Origin of the sequence: Nocardiopsis dassonvillei (assembly GCF_964273065.1) — a bacterium.
Taxonomy (GTDB): domain Bacteria; phylum Actinomycetota; class Actinomycetes; order Streptosporangiales; family Streptosporangiaceae; genus Nocardiopsis; species Nocardiopsis dassonvillei_B.
Genome location: NZ_OZ186815.1, coordinates 3,922,234 through 3,944,507, shown reverse-complemented (window position 1 = coordinate 3,944,507; position 22,274 = coordinate 3,922,234). Strand labels below are relative to the sequence as shown.

At 73.5% G+C, this 22,274-nt stretch carries 17 protein-coding genes; 10 read left to right on the top strand and 7 right to left on the bottom strand.

Annotated features, from left to right (window positions below; all coding sequences use genetic code 11):
• Positions 1-8: 8 nt before the first annotated feature.
• Positions 9-557: a hypothetical protein gene (locus tag ACSUPR_RS17535; RefSeq protein WP_436885685.1), complete on the bottom strand. Its 549-nt coding sequence runs from the start codon at positions 555-557 to the stop codon at positions 9-11.
• Between the two features lie 243 nt (positions 558-800).
• Between ACSUPR_RS17535 and ACSUPR_RS17530 the strand changes: the two genes are divergently transcribed.
• Positions 801-1,013 (top strand): hypothetical protein, encoded by a 213-nt coding sequence (locus tag ACSUPR_RS17530; RefSeq protein ID WP_436885684.1) that lies wholly within the window; start codon positions 801-803, stop codon positions 1,011-1,013.
• A 23-nt stretch (positions 1,014-1,036) separates the two neighbouring features.
• Here ACSUPR_RS17530 and ACSUPR_RS17525 read toward each other — a convergent pair whose 3' ends face one another.
• Complete coding sequence (locus tag ACSUPR_RS17525) at positions 1,037-3,853, bottom strand: BTAD domain-containing putative transcriptional regulator (protein ID WP_436885683.1); 2,817 nt, start codon at positions 3,851-3,853, stop codon at positions 1,037-1,039.
• 413 nt (positions 3,854-4,266) lie between these two features.
• On the opposite strand from ACSUPR_RS17525, the gene ACSUPR_RS17520 reads away from it, so the two are divergent.
• On the top strand, positions 4,267-4,647 hold the full coding sequence (locus ACSUPR_RS17520) for a nuclear transport factor 2 family protein (RefSeq protein WP_436885682.1): 381 nt from the start codon (positions 4,267-4,269) through the stop codon (positions 4,645-4,647).
• Between the two features lie 49 nt (positions 4,648-4,696).
• On the opposite strand, the gene ACSUPR_RS17515 is transcribed toward ACSUPR_RS17520, so the two are convergent.
• Positions 4,697-7,483: an AfsR/SARP family transcriptional regulator gene (locus tag ACSUPR_RS17515; RefSeq protein ID WP_436885681.1), complete on the bottom strand. Its 2,787-nt coding sequence runs from the start codon at positions 7,481-7,483 to the stop codon at positions 4,697-4,699.
• 425 nt (positions 7,484-7,908) lie between these two features.
• Between ACSUPR_RS17515 and ACSUPR_RS17510 the strand changes: the two genes are divergently transcribed.
• From ACSUPR_RS17510 to ACSUPR_RS17485, 6 genes are all read left to right on the top strand, one after another.
• Entirely contained in the window at positions 7,909-8,550 is a 642-nt protein-coding gene (locus ACSUPR_RS17510; RefSeq protein ID WP_436885680.1) for a DUF1449 domain-containing protein, read from the top strand.
• 394 nt (positions 8,551-8,944) lie between these two features.
• Entirely contained in the window at positions 8,945-11,041 is a 2,097-nt protein-coding gene (locus tag ACSUPR_RS17505; protein WP_436885679.1) for an SPFH domain-containing protein, read from the top strand.
• Positions 11,042-11,052: 11 nt separating this feature from the next.
• Positions 11,053-16,038: a DNA repair ATPase gene (locus ACSUPR_RS17500; protein ID WP_436885678.1), complete on the top strand. Its 4,986-nt coding sequence runs from the start codon at positions 11,053-11,055 to the stop codon at positions 16,036-16,038.
• A 204-nt stretch (positions 16,039-16,242) separates the two neighbouring features.
• Positions 16,243-16,473, top strand: coding sequence for a FitA-like ribbon-helix-helix domain-containing protein (locus tag ACSUPR_RS17495; protein ID WP_436885677.1), 231 nt, complete (start codon positions 16,243-16,245; stop codon positions 16,471-16,473).
• Entirely contained in the window at positions 16,470-16,865 is a 396-nt protein-coding gene (locus ACSUPR_RS17490) for a type II toxin-antitoxin system VapC family toxin (protein ID WP_436885676.1), read from the top strand. Before ACSUPR_RS17495 ends, ACSUPR_RS17490 begins: the two co-directional genes overlap by 4 nt.
• A 101-nt stretch (positions 16,866-16,966) precedes the next feature.
• Positions 16,967-17,374 (top strand): hypothetical protein, encoded by a 408-nt coding sequence (locus ACSUPR_RS17485; RefSeq protein ID WP_436885675.1) that lies wholly within the window; start codon positions 16,967-16,969, stop codon positions 17,372-17,374.
• Positions 17,375-17,473: 99 nt separating this feature from the next.
• Here the strand turns inward: ACSUPR_RS17485 and ACSUPR_RS17480 are convergent, their stop codons facing one another.
• The 4 genes from ACSUPR_RS17480 to ACSUPR_RS17465 form a co-directional block, all read right to left on the bottom strand.
• Entirely contained in the window at positions 17,474-17,860 is a 387-nt protein-coding gene (locus ACSUPR_RS17480; RefSeq protein WP_436885674.1) for a DoxX family protein, read from the bottom strand.
• An 84-nt stretch (positions 17,861-17,944) separates the two neighbouring features.
• Positions 17,945-18,415, bottom strand: a complete 471-nt coding sequence (locus tag ACSUPR_RS17475; RefSeq protein ID WP_436885673.1) for a carboxymuconolactone decarboxylase family protein — start codon at positions 18,413-18,415, stop codon at positions 17,945-17,947.
• Between the two features lie 84 nt (positions 18,416-18,499).
• Complete coding sequence (locus ACSUPR_RS17470) at positions 18,500-19,381, bottom strand: sigma-70 family RNA polymerase sigma factor (RefSeq protein ID WP_436885672.1); 882 nt, start codon at positions 19,379-19,381, stop codon at positions 18,500-18,502.
• A gap of 125 nt (positions 19,382-19,506) precedes the next feature.
• Positions 19,507-19,995, bottom strand: a complete 489-nt coding sequence (locus tag ACSUPR_RS17465) for an anthrone oxygenase family protein (protein WP_436885671.1) — start codon at positions 19,993-19,995, stop codon at positions 19,507-19,509.
• A 48-nt stretch (positions 19,996-20,043) separates the two neighbouring features.
• On the opposite strand from ACSUPR_RS17465, the gene ACSUPR_RS17460 reads away from it, so the two are divergent.
• Together ACSUPR_RS17460 and ACSUPR_RS17455 are read left to right on the top strand one after the other, a co-directional pair.
• Entirely contained in the window at positions 20,044-20,622 is a 579-nt protein-coding gene (locus ACSUPR_RS17460; RefSeq protein WP_436885670.1) for a TetR/AcrR family transcriptional regulator, read from the top strand.
• 122 nt (positions 20,623-20,744) lie between these two features.
• Positions 20,745-22,253 (top strand): DUF6745 domain-containing protein, encoded by a 1,509-nt coding sequence (locus ACSUPR_RS17455; RefSeq protein ID WP_436885669.1) that lies wholly within the window; start codon positions 20,745-20,747, stop codon positions 22,251-22,253.
• Positions 22,254-22,274 lie beyond the last annotated feature (21 nt).

Genomic DNA, 22,274 nt, shown 5'->3' with positions numbered 1-22,274 from the left:
TGCGTCCGCTACGCCATCACCGCCGCGGCCGCCGGGCCCGGGTCCATCGCCGCGCCCGCGTCGCGCGCCAGTGTCCGCCGCATCCGCGGGTCGCGCACGACCCGGAGCGCGTCGGCCATCAGGCGCCCGTCGCCGCTGTCCACGACGGCCTCGACGATGCGCTGCTCCAGGTGGGCCCGGGTCTGGACGGCGAAGGGGCTCTGGCTGCGCACCATGAACGGGCCCCGGTAGAACTCCATCGCCTGGGCGACGTAGCCGTGGGACAGCAGGAACAGGAACTCGACGACGTCGCAGCGGACGCCCTCGCCGATACGGTACGCACCGATCTCGCGCTCGTACCGCACGTCCAGGCCGATCCGCCGCGCCCGCATGGCCAGCGTGGGCAGGCTGGACGGCGAGGGGTCGCCCTCGAACAGCACGGTGGACAGCCAGTCGCGGGGCGCCGCGCCGTCGGACAGGAGCAGGACCGCCGCCAGTTCGGCTGCCCGCCGGTGCCGCACGGGGCGCCCGTCGACACGGCACTCTCCCAGGGTCTCAAGCATGGGGACGTCGTTCATCACCGCTCCGCAGTCCAAGGCGATCCCGGTCCGATACCCCGGGATCTCCTCCCGCGATCGGTTCCCCACGATCATCGGAAGGGAGGGCATCCACCTGCTATCGGCGGCCTATCCCGGACCGGGATAGGCCCCTGTCAGCGCCGTGCAATCGTGCGAATAGTCCTGTGATAAGCCTTCGGCGGCGATGCGGTGCAGGATGTGGGCATCCCCCGAACGACGGGGCCTACACAAACGGAGGTCACCATGCGGATCGTCAAGTTCTCCCTCGCTCTCGCCGCCGCCGTCGCCCTGTCCCTGGGCGCCTCCCCCGCCCTCGCCTCGACCACCCAGGGGGTCGGCGAGGTCCCGGGCCGCGCCGGCGAGGCGATCGGGTCCCTCCTCGAGGACCGCTGGGAGAAGCTGGGCCCCGCCGGTGAGATCCTCGAGGGCGTCCTGAGCGACCGCTGGGAGAAGTAGAGGGGACCGACGATGGAGAACGGTCAGCCGAGGTCGGCCAGAACGGACGCCGCCTCGGCTCGTTCCCTCTCGTCGTGGAGCTGCTCGAACCCCGCCACGGCCCGCGCCAGCAGCTCCCGCGCCTCCCCGGTCCGTCCGGCCCGCGCGCAGGCCGCCCCCAGGTCGCGCAGCACCATCGCCTGGCCGACGAGGTCCCCGATCTCCTCGACGACGGCCAGCACCTCGCGCAGCCGCGCGATCCCCTGGTCGGCGTCCCCGCGCAGCAGGTCGAGCTGGGCCGCCCGGCGCAGCACCTGGGCGCTGGCCCTCGGGTCCCCGGTGCGCCCCGCCAGCTCCAGGGCCCGGTCGAGGTCCGCGCGCCCCCCGTCGGCGTCGCCGCCGCGGCCGCGCAGGTAGCCGGTGAGCATCAGGCTGCGCCACTGCCCGCCCAGGTCCCCGACGGCGGTGAAACCCTCCAGGGCCTCCTCGCACAGGCTCAGCGCGCGCTTCTCGTCACCGGCCTCCGCGGTCAGGGTGGCCAGGGCCCGGCGCGCTATCGCCTGCCCCCGCACCTCTCCGAGCTCGGTGTAGGTCTCCAGGGCCCGCTCCAGCAGCGCCGCCCGGGTCGGCCCGTCGTAGCGGTGGCCCAGCGCCTCGCTGACCGTCGCCCACAGGGAGGCCATGCCGAGCCGGTTGCCGCGTCCGCGCACGAACGGCTCGACCCTGTCGTGGAGCTCGGCCAGCTCCTGCATGTAGCCGCGCCGCGTGAGGAACACCGAGAAGCCGACCAGCAGGTCCCAGCTCTGCTCGTCCATGCCGAGCTCGACCGCCTGGAGCACCACGTGGCGGAGGTTGGCGCGTTCGCCCTCGAACCAGGCGTAGGGGTCGCCCAGGACGCGCTCCACGTACCGGGCGGGCGGCGACCACCGGGGGGCGCCGCCGCGGACCCGCAGGTACTCCCCGCCCATGAGGTCGTCGTTGGCGGCGTCGAGCAGCGCGAGCCAGCCGCCCATGAGGCGGACGGCGGCGGCTCCGCGGGAGGCGTCGTCCTCGGTGTCGGCCGACCTCTCCCGCGCGTAGTCGCGCACCAGCTCGTGGAAGCGGTACACCGGTTCCCCCGAGGGGTCGGTGCCCACGATGTCGAGCAGGTGGGCGTCCACCAGCGGTTCGACGATGTCGGAGGGGAAGGGGCGGTCGTCGCCCAGCAGGGCCGCCGCCGACCACATGGGGATGGTGGGTCCTTCGACCAGGCCGAGCAGCCCGAAGGCGCGGGCCGTCCCGGCCTCCAGGCCGTCGTAGGTCAGCGACAGGCTCGCCCGCACCGTCATGTCGCCGTGGGCCAGCTCGTCCAGGCGGTGCCGCTCGTCCGCCAGCCGGTCCACCATCGAGGACAGCGTCCAGTGGCGGCGGGCGGCCAGGCGGGCCGACACGATGCGCAGCGCCAGGGGCAGCCGCCCCACCGCGCCCACGAGCGCGTGGGCGGCCGCGGGCTCGGCGTCGACCCGGGCGTCGCCCAGGACCTGGCGCAGCAGTTCCAGCGAGGCCTCCTCGGGGAGCGTTTCGAGCTGGAGGAAGGTCGCGCCGGGCAGGCCGGTGAGGTTGGCACGGGAGGTGATGAGGACCCCGCAGCCGGGACCGGCCGGGATGAGCGGCAGCAGCTGGGACTCGGTGGCGGCGTCGTCCAGGACGACGAGGACCCGGCGGGTGGCCAGCAGGCCGCGGTACATGGCGGCGCGCTCGTCCGCGTCGTCGGGGACGGCGGGGCCGGGCACGCCCAGCGCCCGCAGGAAGCGGCCCAGGACCTCGCCGGGGTCCAGCGGGGCCTCCCGGGTGGCGCGCAGGTCGCAGTAGAGCTGCCCGTCGGGGTAGTGCTCGGGGCCCAGCCGGTGGGCGACCCGCACCGCGGTGGAGCTCTTGCCGACCCCGGGCCGGCCCATGAGCACGGCGACCCGGGTCCCGGAGCCGGAGCCGGACAGGACGTCCTCGACCCGTTCGATGAGGTCGCGGCGGCCGACGAAGTCGACGGTGTCGGAGGGCAGCTGGAAGGGTGTGACCCCGCCGCCGAACGCGGTGGCGGGCGCGCCGCCCTCGGCCCGGGCCGGCCCCTGGGCGGGGACGTGCTCCAGGTCGGGGTCCCCGGCGAGGATGGCACGTTCCAGTTCGCGCAGTTCGGCGCCGGGCTCCAGGCCCAGCTCCTCGATGAGCAGGTCGCGGCCGCGCCGGTAGACCTCCAGCGCCTCGACCTGGCGGCCGGACCGGTACAGCGCGAGCATCAGCTGGGCGCGCAGCCCCTCACGCAGCGGGTGCTGCTCGACCAGCCCGTTGATCTCCCCGATGAGGCGCTGGTGCCGCCCCAGTCCGAGTTCGATGGACAGGTAGGCCTCGACGGCGGCCATGCGCTCCTCGTCGAGGTGGGTGGCCCGGGCCCGCAGGGCCTCGGCGCCGACACCGCCGAACACAGGGCCGCGCCAGAGTCCGACCGCGGAGCGCAGCAGGGCGGCGGCCTCCTCGGTCCGGTCCTGCTGGGACAGGGCGGTCGCCTCGCGGACCCGGGCGCGGAAGACGTGCGCGTCCACGGTCGCGGGGTCGGCGTTGAGGACGTAGCCGGGGGCCCGGGTCTCGATGACGGCGCCGGTCTGCTTGAGCAGGGTCCGCAGGCGGGAGACGCAGATCTGCACCTGGGTGCGGACGGTCTCGGGCGGGCTGTGCTCCCAGAGGATGTCCACGATCTGGTCGGTGGAGACGACGCGGCCCAGTTCCAGGAGCAGGATGCCCAGGACGGTCTGCTGGCGGCCGACGGGGACCCGGACCGCGCCGCCCGCGCCCCGTACTTCGATGGGGCCGAGCACGCGGAAGGCCATTACCCCGTCGCTTCCGGACTCTTCGTGTGGCGTGATCACACAGCTCCCCATCGTTCCGAAATTGAGCAGGAACAACCCCCGAAAAGGAGTTATATCACACGCATTGCGAACAGAAGCGAACTTTATTTCGACGAAAACCGGCGCCGGGACCTCCTTATTCTCACATCCTCCACGCTGGAACTCAGACCCGAAACCGGATGGCAGGGGATCGCGCTAATGGAACTGCGAATATCACGTTAGGTGATTTATCGGCTACCGGGCCGCGCGGCGGGGGATCCGGGATAGCACGGGGATAGGACCGCGACAGGGGGCTTTCCTAGCGTGAACCCCGTACCACGGGCACCCGGGGGACCCCGTGCGCACCGCCCGGCCGCCCGCGGCGTGCCGCCCCCGCCCGGAGGAGGAGGTGTCGGATGACCCGCGGGCCGGAGAACAACACCCCCGGACGCAGCGAGCGGGTGGCGCGGGCCGGCGCCGAGCACGTGCTCCTGCTCTACGACTACGTCGACCGGGCCGACCTCGACGGCTGCGCCTCCCTCCTGGACGAGTGCGCCCTCCTGCGCCTGCCCGGCCTCCCGGGCGTCCGGGGCCGGTCCCGGGTCGAGTCGGCCCTGCGCGAGCACCTGGCCGGACACGGCCTGCACCGGGTGGACCTGCTGCGCGTCAGCGGAGAGGGCGTGGTCGCCGAGGGGTCCTTCACCGAGACGTCCCGCATGCTCACGCTGGCGTACTCGGACGCGTTCACCCTGTCCGAGCACGGCCTGATCGCCTCCTGGCGGCGCACCCCGCGGTGACCGGCCAGGTGGCTCCGGGGGATCCTCCCCCGCACCGGCGCCCCTCCTCCTAGGGTCCGGACACCGGGCCGATGCGCGGGCGCCGCGGCGCGGCCCTCCCGCCCGGGCGGCCCAGCCGGTCGTTCACCCGGGCCAGGTCGCGCAGCAGGCCCTCCTCGCCGGCGGGGTCGAGCGGATCGCGCACCAGTTCCAGCGCCTCGGTGAACAGGCGCAGCGCCCGCGCGTCGTCGCCCCGCGCCTGCGCGGCCCACCCCATCCGGCGCAGTGCCGGGGCCCGGCCGCGCAGGTCCCCGGTCCGCTCGTACAGCGCGAGCACCCTGGCCAGGTCCGCCTCGCCCGCGGCGAAGGCACCGGTGACCGTGCGCAGGTGCCCGCTGAGCGTGAGGACGCGGCCGACCCCGGCCGGTTCGCCGACCGCCTCGAAGTCGCGCAGGGCCCGCACGCACAGCTCCAGGGCCCGCTCGCGGCGCCCGGCGGCCCGCTCCAGCCGGGCCAGCTGCCAGGTGCACCACGCGCGGCCGGACACGTCTCCCAGCTCGTCGAACACCGCCACCGCCCCGCCCAGGGCCGTGCGGGCGTCGCCGAACCGCCGCCGGGCCAGGTGCAGGGAACCGTCGGAATAGGCGATCACGGCCGTGCCGCGGCGGTCCCCGGCTGCACGCGCCGCGGCCGCGGCGCGTTCGTTGACCCGCCCCCACTCCTCCAGGCGCCCGCTCCGGTGGAACAGGGGGGCCAGGGCCAGGGCCAGGTTCCAGCACAGCTCGCCGAGGCCGTGGTCCGCGGCCAGCCCCACGGCCGCGCCCAGCAGGGCGTGCTCCGTCTCCAGCCAGGCCGCCGGATCGCGCAGGGCGGCCTCGCTCAGGGGCCGGGGCGGGTCCCAGCGGAGGGCGCCGCCGCAGCGGGCGGAGACGGGCCCGGAGCCGCCCCGGACGCGCCGGTCCGCCTCCTCCGTCAGGGCGAGCCAACCGCCGACCAGCCGGGCGGCCGCCTCCCGGCGCTCCCGCTCGGGCTCCTCGTCCGCCAGGCGCTCGCGGGCGAACAGGCGGACGACGTCGTGCAAGCGGTAGCGGGCGCCGCCCGCGGCGTCGGTGCCGTCGGTGTCGAGCATCCGGGCGTCGACGAGGGCGGCCAGGAGCTCGCCGGGCCGGGGGCCGCGGTCGCCCAGCAGCGCCCCGGCGGTCCACCCGGGCTGGCCGGAGCCGTCGGTCAGCGCGAACAGCCGCAGGGCCCGGCGGGCGTCCGGTGCCAGGCGGTCGTAGCCCGGCGCCAGCCCGTCGCGCACGGTGAGCCCGCCGTGGGAGAGCTGGTCGAGGCGGTGCCTTTCGTCGTCGAGCCGGGCGACCATGGACGCCAGGGACCAGTGCGGCCGCGCGACCAGCCGGGCCGCGAGGATCCGCAGCGCCAGGGGCAGCCGTCCCGTGGTGCGCAGCAGCGCGCCGGCGGCCGCGGGGTCGGCGTCCACGCGCTCGGGTCCGACCACCCGGCGCAGCAGTTCCAGGGCCTGGTCCCGGGGGAGCACGTCGAGTTCGACCAGGCCGGCCCCGGGGATCCCGGCCAGGCCGGAGCGGCCCGTGACGATCGCTGCGCAGCCGGGCCCGGGGGGCAGCAGGTCGGCGACCTGCCGCTCGTCGGTGGCGTCGTCCAGGAGCACCAGGACCCGCCGGCGCGCGAGCAGGTCGCGGTACATCCGGGCGCGTTCGGCGCGCGGTCCGGGCAGTCTCCCGTCGGGGACGCCGAGGGCGCGCAGGAAGCGGGCGAGCACCTCGGAGGGGTCCAGCGGTGCCCCGCTCCCGCCGCGCAGGTCGCAGTAGAGCTGCCCGTCGGGGAAGCGGGACCGGGCCAGCCGGTGGGCGACGTGGACGGCCAGGGAGCTCTTGCCGACGCCGGGGAGCCCGACGACGGCGCAGACCGCGGCCGGGTCACCGCGGCGGACCGGTCGGGCGAGAGCGGCCTCCAGGGAGGCGGCCTCCTCCCCGCGGCCGGCGAAGTCCGCGGTGTCGGCGGGGAGCTGGCGGGGGCAGGGTGCGCCGGGGCCGGGCCGCGGGGCGGCGGGGACGGCCGGCGAGGAGGGCTCGGGGGCGCGCGCGGACGGCACCGTCCCGGCCAGGACGGCGGCCTCCAGGTCGCGCAGCTCCCGGCCGGGCTCGCGGCCCAGCTCCCCCATGCTCAGCTCCCGGCCCTGCCGGTAGACCCGCAGGGCCTCGGCCCGGCGGCCGGAGCGGTGGAGGGCGAGCATGAGCTGACCGCGCAGGCGCTCCCGCAGGGGGTGGCGCCGGACGAGGTCGTCGATCTCCCCGGCGACCAGGTCGTGGCGGCCCAGTTCCAGCTCCAGGTCCAGATACGTCTCGACGAGGGAGGTGCGCTCCTCCTCCAGGCCGGCGGCCCGGGAGGCCAGCAGGCGGCCGGACAGGCCCCCCAGCGACGGCCCCCGCCACAGGCCCGCGGCCCGGCGCAGCAGGTCGACCGCCTCCTCGTGGCGGCCCCGGGCGGCGGCCTCCTCGGCCCGCTCGGCGAGGATGGCGCCGAGGTGGACGTCGACGTGCTCCGGCTCCACCCGCAGCAGGTAGCCCGGCGGGGAGGTGAGCAGGGGGACACCGGTGGGGGCCAGGCTCTTGCGCAGCCGCGAAACGCAGATCTGCACCTGGGTGCGGGCCGTGTCGGGGGGATCGCAGTCCCAGGTCACGTCGACGAGGTGGTCCGTGGAAACGGTCCGCCCCGCCTCCAGCAGGAGTGCGCAGAGGATGACCTGCTGGCGGCCCGGGGGGATCCGAACGTGCCCGGAAGCGGTCTCGACCTGGAGCGGCCCGAGAAGGCGGAAGAAGACTCCGGGGTTCACGTGATCGACCTGGCCCTCCCGTTGTCCCTCTGTGGGGTAGCAGATACTAAATCAGCCGTCCGGGAAGCGCCACAGCCCCTCTCCTCCCACGAGCGCGTGAATACTTCTCAATATCGCGCCGTCGCGCAACGTGATATGCGCCCGTCGCCCACGGTCTCCCGGGAAGCGGGGACGGGAGCTCGGGGAAAACGACACCCGCGGACCTCGAAGAATTCACCGGTCGGAAATAATCGCCCCTAAACCCCCGCTCCCCCGCGCACGGCGGAAATGCGGACCGGCCCTGGCCGGTTCCGGCCAACCACCGCCCCCCTCGCCCGCCCTGAACTGGGACGTTCGGTAGAGTTCCGGGCACGGTCCCCGGACAGACGGTGCTTCTCCCCCGAAGCCGCCGGGGCCCGGGACGGACGCGAAGGAGCGTGACCCGCGTGGGGCTGTTTCTCAGCACGGCCTTCGGCTTCCCGACCGTACTGCTCACGCCCATGCTCCTCGTGGTCGTCGTCTACTGGATCGTGGTCGCGGTCGGCCTGGCCGACACCGAGATGCTCGACTCCGTGGACTCCGACGGCGACCCGGTGGGCGCGAGCGCCGTACTCGGGCGGGTGGGGCTGGGCAGGGCCCCGGTGACCGTGGAGATCACCATGCTGGTGCTCTCCGCCTGGTTCGTGAGCATGATGGGCGGGATCATGGCCGGTGTCCTCACCACCTCTGGCAGCGCCCTGGCCTGGGCGCTCGGCGCCGTCGTCCTGGTCATCGCCGTGATCGCGGCGTGGGCGTTCACCAGCGGCACGGTCATGGCCGTGCAGCGGTTCCTGCCCCGGCGCAGGGGGTCGTCCAGGAGCGAACTGGTCGGCCGCACCTGCGTGATCCGGATCGGCGCGGCCGACGAGGGCTTCGGCCACGCGGAGCTCACCACCGCGGGCGGGGCCTCCATCACCATCCCGGTGCGCACCATCGGCGGCGAGGTCCTGCCGCCGGGCAGCACCGCCCTGATCTTCGACCACAGCGACGACCGGAACGTCTTCCTGGTCACCCGCTTCGACCCGGCCCTGGACCCCGGCCAGAACTGACCGGCCCGGGGCGGCCCCGGAGGCTCCCCGGCGCACCCCCGCGGCACCCGGCCCCTCGGCCGCCGCACCGCCCCCGCCACCGCACCGCCCGCCGCCCCGGTGGGGACCGGCCCCGACCGCCGGTGACGGCCGTCCGCTCCTCCGGTGACGCCGCCGGAGGCACCTCAGATCCGGGCCCGGCACCGGCACCGGCACGGAACCGCGACCTCCTCGCGGACCGTCGACGGCAGGTCACGGGCCGTGTCCACCCGGGTACCGGGAACCGTTCCACGGCCCCCCGCGTCCCACTCCACGAGCCCCTCCCCCGGGAGTGACCGCGGGACCACCCTCCCCCGACCCGCCCCCGAACCGGCCGCTCGACCCCGCACGGTCATTCGCAGAAAGGCCCCCATACGTGTTGCTGAGCGCCCCATCCACCGGAGAGGCCGCCGACGCGGCGTTCCTCACCATCGGCATCTCCCTGGCCGTCGCCCTCCTCGTCCTCATCCTCCTGATCGTCTCCATCCTGAAGATGTTCAAGAAGGTCAAGCAGGGCGAGGCGCTGATCATCTCCAAGACGCGCGACGTCCACGTCACCTTCACCGGTGCCGTGATCCTGCCGATCCTCCACAAGGCCGAGTACATGGACATCTCGGTCAAGACCCTGGACCTGGACCGCCGCGGCCGCGACGGCCTCACGTGCAAGGACAACATCCGCGCGGACATCAGCGTGAAGTTCTTCATCCGGGTCAACGAGACGGAGGAGGACGTCAAGCGGGTCGCCAAGGCCATCGGCACCGAGCGCGCCAGCAACCCCGAGACGCTCCAGGAGCTGTTCAACGCGAAGTTCGCCGAGGCCCTCAAGACCGTCGGCAAGCGCTTCGACTTCGAGGAGCTGTTCACCCAGCGCGAGGAGTTCCGCCAGCAGATCGTCGAGGTCATCGGCCAGGACCTCAACGGCTACGTGCTGGAGGACGTGGCGATCGACTACCTGGAGCAGACCCCGCTGCACCAGCACGACTCCAACAACATCCTCGACGCCCAGGGCATCTCGAAGATCACCGAGCGCACCGCCACCGAGCACAAGCGCACCAACGCCTTCGAGAACGACCGCAAGAAGGAGATCGACCGCCAGAACACCGAGACCGCCGAGACCCTCGCCGAGCTGGAGAAGCGGCGCGAGGAGGCGGCGGCCAAGGCCAAGCGCGAGATCGAGATCATCAGGGCCCGCGAGGAGGCCGAGACCGCGCGCGTCCAGGCCGAGGAGCGGCTCAAGGCCGAGACCGCCAACATCCGCACCTCCGAGGCGCTGGGCGTCCAGCACCAGAACCAGCAGCGGGAGATCGCGGTCGCGGAGAAGAACCGCGAGCGCGTCATCGCCATCGAGACCGAGCGCATCGAGAAGGACCGGATGCTGGAGGTCATCGGCCGCGAGCGGGAGACCGAGCTGAGCCGCATCTCCAAGGACAAGGAGGTCGAGGCCGAGAAGCGCGAGGTCGCCGACGTCGTCCGGGAGCGGGTCGCCGTCGACCGCACCGTCGCCGAGCAGGAGGAGGCCATCAAGCGCCTGCGCGCGGTCGAGGAGGCCGAGCGCGAGCGCCAGGCCATCATCATCCACGCCGAGGCCGAGGCCCAGGAGCGCCTGGTCAAGGACATCAAGGCCGCCGAGGCCGCGGAGGCCGCGGCCAAGCACCGGGCAGCCGAGGAGCTGACCCTCGCCGAGGCCCGCCAGCAGGCCGCCGAGCTCGACACCCGCGCCAAGATCCGCCTCGCCGAGGGCATCCAGGCCGAGGCCGCCGCCCAGGGCCTGGCCGAGGTCCAGGTCCGCGAGCAGGACGCCGCGGCCATCGAGAAGGTCGGCACCGCCGAGGCCGAGGTCTCCCGCCTCAAGGCCGAGGCCGACGCCAGGGCCGTCCAGGCGAAGATGCTCGCCGAGGCCGAGGGCATCGAGGCCAAGCTGCGCGCCGAGGCCGCGGGCCTCACCGACAAGGCCGGGGCCATGGCCGCCCTGGACCAGGTCAGCCGCGAGCACGAGGAGTACCGCCTGCGCCTGGAGGCCGAGAAGGAGGTCCGCCTGGCCGGGATCGACGTCCACCGCCAGGTCGCCGAGGCCCAGGCGACCGTGCTGGCCACCGGTCTGGAGAACGCCGACATCAACATCGTCGGCGGCGACGGGATGTTCTTCGACCGCATGGTCAACTCCATCGGCCTGGGCAAGGCCGTGGACGGCTTCGTCGGCAGCTCCGAGACGATGCAGGCGCTGGGCGGCAGCTGGCTGAACGGCGAGGGCGACTTCGTCGGCGACATCAAGAAGGTCGTCGCGTCGCTGGACACCGAGGACGTCAAGAACCTCACCGTCTCCGCGCTGCTGCTCAAGCTCATCAACGCCGACCGGGGCGACAGCGGCAAGCTCAACGGCCTGCTGTCCACGGCCCGCTCCATGGGCCTGGACCAGCTGCCGGTGACGGCGCTCGCCCCCGTCATGAACTCCGTCAACGCCGTGAAGCAGTGAGGTAGTCCTCCGTGACCGAGGTCCAGGAGACCGCAGTCCCCGGGCCGGACACCGTCGACGAGCGGGCGCTGGACGCGGGCACCTACGAGGTGCTCCGCGCCCGGCTCCGCGAGCAGACCGGTGAACTGGCCCGCCGTACCGAGGAACTGAACTCCCGCCGGCTGGAGGTGTTCGGCGGAACCGAGCTGACCCTGCTCGGCACCGAGCGGATCCGCACCGAGCACAACTGCACGCCCCGGGACATCGTCGCCGTGGGCGGGTCCACCGACGGTGCCGGCGCCACCATCCTGTTCGGGTACAACGTCTTCATCGGCATGCAGCGGGAGACGCACGTCTCCGACGTGTTCTCACTGCACCGCTACGAGCGCGACGGCGACGGGTTCACCTTCGCCGACACGCCCGAGGGCGAGTTCCCCGGGCTGCTGGAGGACGCGCGGTTCCGGCAGGACTTCGGACAGCTGTACCGCTACTACCGCGACGCCCGCCTCCTCCAGCTGCGCAGGGTCGAGGAGCGGCTGCTGGCCGTCTTCCAGATCGGCCCGCAGACGGAGGACGTGCGGGTGCTGCGGTGGGCGGTGTCGCCCACCGGGGAGCCCGCCTACCTCGACGAGCGCGGCGAGCGCGACCACGTGTTCCCGCCCTCGCACGACTTCTCGTGGGTGGAGACCACCCGCGAGGACCACGTCCTGGGCCGCCACCCGCACATCTCCATCCTCGACGAGCTGTTCGTGGAGACGGTGGGCGGCGACCTCACCATCAAGATCGAGAACAACACCGAGGTCGGCGAGGGCATCTACAGCGAGCCCGTCGACGAGGCGCTGCAGAGCCTGGCCGACGCCTCGGTGTTCTACGCCGAGGTCGGTCCGCTCGTCCTGCTGCGGGTGCGGCCCTACAACGAGACCGCGTGGCGGCACCTGGTCTTCAACCGGCACACCAAGGACGTGCTGCGGCTGGACGGGATCGGCCAGTCCTGCCAGCGGCTGCCCGACGACCAGGGCCTGATCTTCCCCGGCGGCTACTACCTGGCCACCGGGGTCGCCCGGACGTTCGACACCGACGTCACCGACCTGGAGTTCGAGCGGGTGGTCCGCTCGCCCAACGGCGAGGACGTGCTGTACGTCTTCCACTCGCGGGCGGACGGGCGCAGCCTGCTGCTGTCGTACAACACCATCCGCAAGGAGGTCGCCAACCCGATCGTCTGCCACGGGTACTCCCTGTTCGGCGACGGCACCATGACGGTGTTCCGGGAGACCTCGGGCGAGCCCACCCGGGTCCACCCCATGCAGGTGTGGCAGACCCCGTACGTGTCGGACGAGTACGCCGCCGCCCAGCCGGTCGGCAGCGGCCCGCTGGAGCGGGTCGGCAACGCCGAGCTGGTGCGGGGCGTGTCGGACTGCCTGTCGGTGGCGCGGATGGCGCAGGACATGCGGCCCTCCACCGAGGTGTTCGAGGCGCTCATCGGCGCCTGCCGCCGGGTGGCCGACCGGTTCCACTGGCTGGGCGAGGAGGATCTGGGCGACCTGGCCGGCCCCCTCTCCGAGGTGCGCGCCACCGCCGAGCGGGTGCTGGAGGAGTTCGAGACCGTCCAGGCCCTCACCGCGCAGGCCGCCGAGGCCCTGGCCGCGGCGGAGGAGAGGGCGACCGCGCTCGTCCGCACCTCCCGCGGGGAGACCCCGCGGTCCGCGGAGGGCTGGATCACCCGGCTCACCGAGCTGCGCCGCGCCCAGGGGCAGGCCGCCACGCTGGGCGAGATGCGCTACGTGGACGCCGACCGGCTCGCCGGGCTGGACCGCTCCCTGGAGGAGGAGATCGGCTCCGTGGGCCGCCGCACCGTGGCGTTCCTGGAGCAGGAGGACGCCTTCGACGGCTACCACTCCGAGGTGGGGCGGCTGGTCGAGGAGGCCGAGACCATCGAGGCGGTCAGCGCCGCCGCCGCCGTGGGCGAGCGGATCGCCGCGCAGACCGAGGGCCTCCAGACGGTCACCGAGGTCATCGGGTCGCTGGAGATCGGCGACGCGCAGGTGCGCACCCGCATCCTGGAGCGGATCAGCGAGGTCCTGGCCGGGATCAACCGGGCCCGCGCCACCCTGGAGGCCCGGCGCAGGGAACTGCTGGCCCTGGAGGGCCGGGCCGAGTTCGCGGCCGAGTTCGCGCTGCTCGGGCAGGCCATCACCGGGGCGCTGGCGGCCGCCGACGACCCCGAGCGCTGCGACGAGCAGCTGGGGCGGATCATGCTCCAGCTGGAGAACCTGGAGTCGCGGTTCGCCGAGTTCGAGGACTTCCTCGGGGAGCTGGCGGACAAGCGCGAGGACGTGTACGAGGCGTTCTCCACCCGCAAGCAGGCACTGGTGGACGAGCGGGCCCGCCGCGCCGACCGGCTGGCGGCCTCCGCCGAGCGCGTCCTGGAGGGCGTGCACCGACGGGTGGCGTCGCTGTCCACCCTGGAGGACGTCAACACCTACTTCGCGTCGGACGCCATGGTGGCGCGGCTGCGCCGCACCGCCGAGGAGATGCGCGAGCTCGGCGACACCGTGCGCGCCGAGGAGCTCCAGGGCCGCATCCTCGCCGCCCGCCAGGAGGCGGGGCGGTCGCTCCAGGACCGCACCGACCTGTACGACGGCGAGACCATCCGCCTGGGCAGGCACCGGTTCGCGATCAACTCCCAGCCCGTCGACCTGACCCTCACCCCGTACCAGGGGGAGATGGCGGTGGCGATCACCGGCACCGATTTCCGGGAGCCGGTGACCGACCCGGAGTTCGCGAGGACCCGGCACCTGTGGGACCGCCTGCTGGTGTCGGAGAGCCCCGACGTGTACCGGGCCGAGTACCTGGCCGCGTCGATGCTCGCCGAGGCCGAGGAGAGCGCGGACGGCCTGGCCCGGCTGCACGAGGCCGAACTGAACCCCGAGGACGGCGGCTCACTGCTCGCCCTGGTGCGCAGGGCCGCCGAGACCCGCTACGACGAGGGGTACGAGCGGGGCGTGCACGACCACGACGCCGCGAAGATCCTCTCGGCGCTGCTGCGGCTGCGCACCGGCGCCGGACTGCTGCGCTACCCGGGCCGTACACGCGCGGCCGCCCAGCTGTTCTGGGCGTTCGGCGCCGACCAGCGGCGGCAGACCGCCTGGGCCACCCGGGCGGCGTCGCTGGCCCGCGCCCGCACGGTGTTCGGGGCCCGCAGGTCCTCCGCCATCGACGCGCTGCGCACCGAGCTCGCCGGGGCCGCGGACGCGTTCCTCACCGACACGGGGCTCTACCAGGACGCCGACCTGGACCTCGTCGGCGAGTACCTGTTCGAGGAGCTGGCGGCCGACGGGCCCGCCGAGCAGGGGTTCGTTTCCGGGGCGGGGGCGCGCGCCCTGCTGGACCGGTTCTCCCGGGCGCTGGGCAGCACCCGCGAGACCACCCGCAAGTCCTTCGAGGACGACCTGCGCAAGCTCGGCGACGACCTGGCCGCCCGCCACCAGCTCATCGGCGCGTGGCTGGAGGCGTACGCGGCCACCCGCGACGACGTCGACCCCGGCGACCTGCCCGAGGCCGCCGCGATCGCCGTCGCCAAGGTGGACCGGTACGAGTCCTCCGCCGCCGTGCACGAGACCGTCACCGGGATGCTGGGCTCGCACCCCCGGATCCGGGACCGGTCCCTGGAGGTGCGGCTCGACGAGTTCCTGCCGCGCACCCGCGCGTTCCGCCTGGAGGAGGTGCCCGCCTACCGGGACTTCCAGCGGCGGCGCAACGCCCTGGTGGCCGCCGAGCGCGAGCGGCTGCGGCTGGACGAGTACAAGCCGAAGGTGATGAGCGGATTCGTCCGGAACCGGCTTCTGGACGAGGCGTACCTGCCGCTCATCGGCGACAACCTCGCCAAGCAGCTGGGCGCGGCGGGCGACGACAAGCGCACCGACCAGAGCGGGCTGCTGCTGCTCATCTCCCCTCCGGGCTACGGCAAGACCACCCTCATGGAGTACGTGGCGAGCCGGCTGGGCCTGGTGTTCGTCAAGGTCAACGGGCCCGCCCTGGGGCACGGGGTGACCTCCCTGGACCCGGCGGAGGCGCCCGACGCCACCTCCCGGCAGGAGGTCGAGAAGATCTCCTTCGCCCTGGAGATGGGCACCAACACGATGCTGTACCTGGACGACATCCAGCACACCGACCCGGAGCTGCTCCAGAAGTTCATCTCGCTCTGCGACGGCCAGCGCAAGATGGAGGGCGTCTGGAACGGGCGGACCCGCACCTACGACCTGCGCGGGAAGCGGTTCGCGGTCTGCATGGCCGGCAACCCGTACACCGAGCAGGGCAAGCGGTTCCGCATCCCGGACATGCTGGCCAACCGAGCCGACGTGTACAACCTGGGCGACGTGCTGTCGGGGAAGGAGGAGCTGTTCTCGCTGAGCTACATCGAGAACGCGCTCACCTCAAACCCGACCCTGGCGCCGCTGTCCACGCGGGACCGGGAGGACATCCACCGGTTCGTGCGCCTGGCGCGGGGGGACGACTCGGTGACCCTCGACCAGATGAGCCACCCGTACTCGGCGATCGAGGTCGAGCGGATCGTGTCGGTGCTGCGCAAGATGCTGCGGGTGCAGGAGGTCGTGCTGGCCAACAACCAGGCGTACATCGCCTCGGCCGCGCAGTCCGAGGACGCCCGCACCGAGCCGCCGTTCCGCCTCCAGGGCTCCTACCGGAACATGAACCGGCTCGCGGAGAAGCTCGTGCCGGTCATGAACGACGCCGAGGTGGAGGCCGTCATCGACGACCACTACCTGGGCGAGGCGCAGACCCTGACCTCGGGTGCGGAGGCCAACCTGCTCAAGCTGGCCGAGCTGCGCGGGACGATGACCCCGGAGCAGGAGGCCCGCTGGGCGCAGGTCAAGGCGGCGTTCCGCCGCAGCCGTGCCCTGGGCGGGGCGGAGGACGACCCGATGACCCGCGCCATCGGCGCGATCGGGCTGCTGGCCGACCGCGTGGGCGAGATCGGCACGGCGCTGGACCGGGACTGACCGAACACCGTTGCGGGGCCGGGCGCACGCACCCGGCCCCGCGGCCTGTCCGGAAGGCCCCGGAGAGGCGGTCGCCGACCGCTGGTGACGCATACGCGCCCACACCCGCCGCCACTCCGCGGCGGTCCGGTCGCCCCTGTCCGTCCGCCGACCTCGTACACAAGAATGAATGCATAATGCCTTCACAGATGGCAGAATGCTTTCATGACCGCACTCACCATTCGGGACATGCCGGAAGACGTTGTCAGAGAGATGAAGATCCGAGCCGCCAAAGCCGGGCAATCCCTCCAGGCTTATGCCCGCACCGTACTCACGCGCGAGGTCTCCAAGCCCACCCTGGCCGACGCCGTGGAAGCGGCCCGTCGCACCGCCCAGGCCGACGTCACCGTCTCCGACGTCTTGGACTCCATCGATGAAGGGCGAGCCGGGCGTTGATCGTCATCGACAACTCGGCGCTCGTCGAGATGCTGACAGCGGCCGGCCCGGTCGGCTCGGCCGTTGCAGCGCGAGTGGCCGGAGCCGACGTCTTGTGCGCCCCCTACCTCCTTGACACCGAGGTCATGTCGGCACTGCTCGGCATGGCTCGCGGCGGAAAGATCACCTCCGACCAGGCGGACACGGCGATGACCGCCTACGACCGCCTCCCGATCGACCGCTACGACGTGCTTCCCCTGTGGCCCCGTATCAAGGTGCTCAGGGCGAACCTGTCCGCCTACGACGCCACCTACGTGGCACTGGCCGAAGCCCTGGGGGCGTCACTGGTCACCAGTGACGCCCGCATAGCCCGCAGCGGTGCGGCCCGGTGCCCGGTGGAGGTCTTCGACTGACTGCGAGGAGGTCGGCGACGTCCTGGACCGGGACTGACCGAACACCGTTGCGGGGCCGGGCGCACGCACCCGGCCCCGCGGCCTGTCCGCGGGAGGCGGCCGTGAGGGTGATCGTGGACCGGGACCCGGTCTCGATGGGGGACGACGTCGATCCCCGCGCGCAGGAGTGGGAGGTGCCGGACGGCACCCGGGTGGGCGAGGTGGTCGCCCGCATGGCGCGGGAGTACCTGCGCCACGGCGGCTCCGCCGCCTGGACGGTGGAGGCCCTGCACGGGGCCGAGGCGGTCCGGGAGGGCGGCGAGGTGGTGTGGGTCCGGCGGGGGGCGCGGGTCACGCCCTGCGCGTTCGTCTCGTATCCGGACGTCGGCGCCCTCGACGCGGTCGTGACCGCCTCCGCCGGGGTCCGCGCGGTGGTCGTGCCGACCCCGACGGGTGAGTACGCCTTCCACGCCCGCTACCACCCCCGGGGCCGCCCGGTCCCCCTGGCCGTCTACCTGGAAGGGTTCTGAGCGGCGACCGGCGGTCGGCCTCCCCGCCGGACGCCCTTCTCCCCGCCTACTCGGGCTCGTCGGCGGCGCCGGGCCGCGTCGGCGCCCCGTGGGGGCCGGTCAGCCGGTGAAGGGTTCCAGTACGGAGCGGCCGACGGCCACGAAGGCGGCCAGGGCGAGGTAGACCCCGTCCCCCAGTGCGGCCTTGGTCTCTCCGCGGCGGACCCGCACGATCACGGCGCCGACCATGATCAGTGCCAGACCACTGGCCGCCAGCGGCACCAGTACCGGCGCGATGCCGAGCAGGGCGGGCAGGGTCAGGCCCGCGGCACCGAGGATCTCAAGTGCTCCGATGGCCTTGAGGGTGCCGGGCCTGAAGTCGAGGACCCAGCGCGCGGCGTCGGCCATCGCGGCCATCTTCTCCCGTGGGACGAACAGCTTCCCGAAACCGGAGAACAGGTAGACGGCGGTCAGCAGGCCGGTGATGATCCACAGTGCGGTGTTCATGGGTGTGGTCCTTGGTCGTTGTCCGGGTGGCGGCCTGGGGCGGACCCGGAGGGCGTCCCGGGTCCGCCTGAGGGAGGGTCCGTGTCAGCCGAGCTGTCCGGGCCGGTACTCGCCGCCGGGCGTCCGGGTGATCACGTTCAGCCGGTTGAAGGCGTTGATCGTGCAGATCAGGGCCACCAGGGCCATGAGCTGGTCCTCGTCGAAGTGCTTCGCCGCGTTCTCCCACGCCTCATCGGTGACGCCGCTGGAGTCGGCGAGGCGGGTGCCCTGGTCGGTGAGTTCCAGCGCCGCCCGCTCCGCCTCGGTGTAGACGGTCGTCTCCCGCCACGCCCCGACCAGGTTGATCCGCACCGCGCTCTCGCCCGCCGCGGCGGCGTCCTTGGTGTGCATGTCGAGGCAGCCGCCGCAGCCGTTGATCTGGCTGGCGCGGATCTTCACCAGTTCCTGCACCGCCTTGGGCAGTGCCGAGTCGGTGATGGCCTTGTTCGACGAGATGATGTACCTGGCCCACTTCGCCCCGACCTCGTTGGCCATGGGGTCTATCCGGGTTTCCATCGCGGCCTCCTTCGTCTTCGGATGCTTGCACCACTACGACGAAGCCCCCCGTGGAGACGTAACAGCCCCGGAGCCCGGCGTGCGCTACTCGGGCCGCTCGGGCAGGCCCATGGCGTCGAGGCGCCTGCGGTCGCTCACGGTCAGGAGTTCGACGATCCGGCCGTCGACCACGGTGCACGCCACCAAGCCGAGCACCTTGCCCCTCGCACCCCAGGCCACGAAACCGGGCTCGCCGTTGACCAGGACCGGGAGCGTCGAGGTCATCGACCGGGCGCCGCGCAGGACCGGCTCGGCCACCTCGACCGCCCCGACCGTGGTCGTCACACCCTGCGGGTGGTACGTGCGCCAGGCCACCTTCGGATCGAGCACCCGTACGAGCCCCTCGAAGTCCCCGTTCCGCGCCGCGGCGAGGAACGCGTCGACCACCGCGCGCTGCCGCCGCGGCTCCTCCTCCGGCAGCGACGCGCCCCGCACCTTCCGGCGGGCCCGGCTGGTGAGCATCTTGGTCGCGTCGGTGGACCGGCCGATGATCCCGCCGATCTCGGCGAAGGGCACCGCGAACATGTCATGCAGGACGAACGCCAGCCGCTCGGTGGGGGTGAGGGTGTCGAGCACCACCAGCAGCGCCAGCCCGACCGATTCGGCGAGCACCGCGTCGTCCTCGGGCGCCGCCTCGGTGTCCACGGCCACCACCAGTTCGGGCAGCCGGTCCTCGTACGACAGCGCCGCCCGGGTCTTACGCGAACGCAGCACGTCGAGGCAGACCCGGCCGACCACGGTGGTCAGCCACCCGGCCAGGTTGTCGATCACCGCCGCGTCCTGCCGCGCCAGCCGGATCCACGCCTCCTGCACCGCGTCCTCGGCGTCCGCCCGCGACCCGAGCATCCGGTGGGCGACCGCCACCAGGCGTTCACGCTGCCGCTCGAAGGCCTCCGCCAGCGCTTCGTTCGGGGCCGATCCGGTCATGTCGTCACCTTCCGTTCGCGCATTCCGTCATGGCCATGACGGCCCGGCAGGCGCCGAGGTAACCGTTCGGCGTGCAGCCCGATGGAAGCACGGCGGAGGCGACCGGTGTCCGGCGTGTGCGCGGGTCAGACGAGGGAGGCGACCAGTAGGGCGAAGGCGGCGATGATGACGGCGACGCGGACGTGGTGGTAGCGGTCCCAGCGCTTCATCTGCCGCTTCCAGTCGGCGGGCCGGTTCTCGGGGGTCCACATCTTGCCCCGGTTGTTGATCGGGACCAGCAGCAGGACCGACATGAGCACGCTGAGGACCAGCAACCCGCCGGCGGCGACGACGAGGCCGGTCCCCTCCTGGTTCCATCCGGCGACGGCCCACGCTGCGACAAGGACCAGCGAGGTGACGTACCAGACCGGCATGAGGGCGCCGAGCATCCGCCCTCCGTGGGCGCGGCCGAGTTGGCCGCTGTCCTCGGGGAGTGCGTTGAGGATCGGGTTGACGACGAAGGAGACGGAGAACTCCACCCCCACCATCACGCCGAGAACCACGACGGTGAACACCTCAAGTACGCCGAACACGATGACCCTCCAGAAATCTAGCGTCGCTAGCAGTTGGGTCAACGCTAGTACTACTACCGCTCGTTTGTCTAGCGGTGCTAGAATCGAGCCATGTCGGTACAGGAACGCAAGCAGCGCGAACGGGCGGAACGCGAACGCCTCATCGTGGCGACCGCCCGCGAACTCGCCGAGCGGCAGGGCTGGGACGCGGTCACCACCCGCCGCCTCGCCGAGCGCATCGAATACAGCCAGCCCGTCCTCTACAGCCACTTCCGCGGCAAGCGCGAGATCATCGGCGCCGTCGCCCTCGAAGGCGCCGCCGAGATGGCCGCCGCGCTGCGGGCCGCGACCTCCGCCGCGGACGGCCCCCGCGCCCGGGTCGCCGCCCTGGCCCGCGCCTACCTCGACTTCGCCGCCCGCAACCCCGCGGTCTACGACGCCATGTTCGAGCTCGACGGAGGCCTGGCCTTCGCGAGCGAGGACACCCCCCAGCCCCTGAAGGACGGCTTCGCCGCCCTGCTGGAGGGCCTCGGCGAGGCCGCCGGGGACGGCGTCCACCCCGGGCTGTTCACCGAGGTCTTCTGGGCGGCCCTGCACGGGCTGGCCACCCTGACCCGGTCGGGTCGGCTCCCGCCGGAGGAGACCGGGTCGAGGGTGGAGCTGCTGGTGGACCGGCTCGCCGCGCTCTGACACACCGCCCACGCCGGTACGCGGCCGGGCCGGGGGCGGCCCCCGGCCGGACCCGGCCCCGGAACCGGGTGCGTCGGCCGGTCGTCACAGGGGGCACCGGACACCGCATGCGAGGAGCGACCTTGTCCACGAACGGACTGACCGACGAGCACCGCCGAGCCCTGGAGGACCTGGCCGGGCGATGGCGGGAGCGCGCGGCCGCCCCCGACCGGGCGGCGGCCGAGCGCGCCGTGGGGGAGATCTACCGGGGCCTGGGCCTGGAGCCCCCCGCCGTCGTGTGGTGCGATTCCCCGCTGGCCGGGATGCTCGCGGCCCGGGACGCACGATCCGGTCCGGCGCTGACGGACGCGCTCGGCGACCTCGGCCTCCACAAGCGGCTCCAGGGCCCGGACCTGCCGCACGACCTGTCGGCCGGGGCCCTGACCACCGCGGAGGCGCTGGTCCCGGCCCCCGCCTGGCGCTCCCACCGGGTCGGCGATCGGTTCCGGACGCAGGCGGGCACCGGCGAAGAATGGTGGACCGTCCGGCAGGAGGCCCGGGAACCGGCCACCCCCGCCCTCGTCCTGGCCGCGCTCCTCCTGCGCGACACCGGCGCCGTCCCCGCCGTCGAAGGGCTCGACGCCCTCGCCGTGCTCGGCCCGACCGTGGGCTGGTGGTGGGCGTACGAGCGCACCGCGATCCTCACCCCGCCGCCCGTGGAGGTCCGCACCGACGCCCGGGGGCGGCTCCACTCCGCCGACGGCCCCGCCGTGCGCTTCGCGGACGGATTCTCCGTGCACGCGTGGCACGCGCACCCCGTCCCCCCGAGCCTCATCTCCCCCGGCTGGTCGGCCCGGGACATCGCCGGGTCCTCCGACGCCGAGGTCAAGGCCCGGGCCAACGCCGAACTCGGCGACGGAGCCGTGCGCGACTTCGGCGTCGCCGACCAGCGCCGGTGCGCCGCCGAACGGCTCGGCTGGGCCCGGATGGCCGCCGACCTCGACCTCTCCCCCGTCGCGGAGGCCCCGGAGCACGCCCTGTACGACCTGCCCGAGCCGGTGTTCGGCCTCCCGTCGCGCGCGGTGGTGGGCACCGACGGCACCGCCCGCCTCGTGCCCACCGACCTCGACGACCCCGCGGCCGCCGCGCGCTGGCTCACCGGCCCCGCGGAGGAACCCGGGCTGCTGCGCCGCGCCCGCGAGGAGGGGGAGGTCGAAGGCCTCCTGGCCGCGTTCGACGTGTACACCGACCTCGCCGAGCAGTACGGGGACGACGACCCCCACGTCGAGGAGGTCCACCTCATCGGAGGGCAGCGCCTGGAGCCGTTCGCCTACGAGGGTGCGGGCGGCACCTACTTCCTGTGCGGGGAGGGCCCCCGCCGCCCCGTCCTGTACGCCGACTCCGAGGGCGGTTCCCGCGTGCTGGGCCGCGACCTCACCGAGGCGCTGGAGCTGCTCGCCGCCGAGCGGGTCCGCGACTCCGGCCCCGACGAGCCGGACGGGGTCGATCCGCGCCCCGCCGCGAGGGCCCTGGGACTCACCCCGCCGGACACGCCCGGGCTGTACGAGGAGCGCCTGGCCGCCGCCCGCGCCATGTCCGCCGCCCTCACCCTGGTCATGACCGAGGAGGGCAACGGCTACGCCCGCCGCTGAGAGGGCCGCGTAGGGTTGCTC

What these genes read in the sequence shown, in the direction of transcription:
- ACSUPR_RS17535 (WP_436885685.1), bottom strand. Translation starts at nt 557, where the DNA reads ATGAACGACGTCCCCATGCTTGAGACCCTGGGAGAGTGCCGTGTCGAC.
- ACSUPR_RS17530 (WP_436885684.1), top strand. Translation starts at nt 801, where the DNA reads ATGCGGATCGTCAAGTTCTCCCTCGCTCTCGCCGCCGCCGTCGCCCTG.
- ACSUPR_RS17525 (WP_436885683.1), bottom strand. Translation starts at nt 3,853, where the DNA reads ATGGCCTTCCGCGTGCTCGGCCCCATCGAAGTACGGGGCGCGGGCGGC.
- ACSUPR_RS17520 (WP_436885682.1), top strand. Translation starts at nt 4,267, where the DNA reads ATGACCCGCGGGCCGGAGAACAACACCCCCGGACGCAGCGAGCGGGTG.
- ACSUPR_RS17495 (WP_436885677.1), top strand. Translation starts at nt 16,243, where the DNA reads ATGACCGCACTCACCATTCGGGACATGCCGGAAGACGTTGTCAGAGAG.
- ACSUPR_RS17480 (WP_436885674.1), bottom strand. Translation starts at nt 17,860, where the DNA reads ATGAACACCGCACTGTGGATCATCACCGGCCTGCTGACCGCCGTCTAC.
- ACSUPR_RS17475 (WP_436885673.1), bottom strand. Translation starts at nt 18,415, where the DNA reads ATGGAAACCCGGATAGACCCCATGGCCAACGAGGTCGGGGCGAAGTGG.
- ACSUPR_RS17470 (WP_436885672.1), bottom strand. Translation starts at nt 19,381, where the DNA reads ATGACCGGATCGGCCCCGAACGAAGCGCTGGCGGAGGCCTTCGAGCGG.
- ACSUPR_RS17460 (WP_436885670.1), top strand. Translation starts at nt 20,044, where the DNA reads ATGTCGGTACAGGAACGCAAGCAGCGCGAACGGGCGGAACGCGAACGC.